This window comes from Paenarthrobacter aurescens, from assembly GCF_025421775.1.
GTDB classification, from domain to species: domain Bacteria; phylum Actinomycetota; class Actinomycetes; order Actinomycetales; family Micrococcaceae; genus Arthrobacter; species Arthrobacter aurescens_B.
This window is the reverse complement of the sequence record NZ_JAOEFX010000626.1, coordinates 1-243: the sequence shown is the minus strand read 5'-3', so window position 1 is coordinate 243 and position 243 is coordinate 1. Positions and strand designations below refer to the sequence as shown.

Here is a 243-nt window from a genome sequence, read left to right as displayed (position 1 = left end):
GATGATGACCTTGCTGACCCGTTAGGGCGGGTCCAAACTCGTGTAGCAGTGCACTTGCCCGCTCACCGGCGTCGGCTGCGTCACCCGCGGGAACACGGACAAAGCCGTCTTCCTCACCGGACCCGACGGCGTCACCGTCCGCGATACGTTCGGTTGCACCTTCGAGGAAATCCAGGAGCTCGTACCCCTGCCGTTGAAAGAGGCGGAGTAGGCCCCGCAAGTGTGGGCTCCTCGTTGAGAGGC

At 63.8% G+C, this 243-nt stretch carries 1 pseudogene; it reads left to right on the top strand.

Annotated features, from left to right (window positions below):
• A pseudogene (locus N7568_RS25065) lies at positions 1–211 on the top strand (3-oxoadipate CoA-transferase); the annotation flags it as partial.
• Positions 212–243 lie beyond the last annotated feature (32 nt).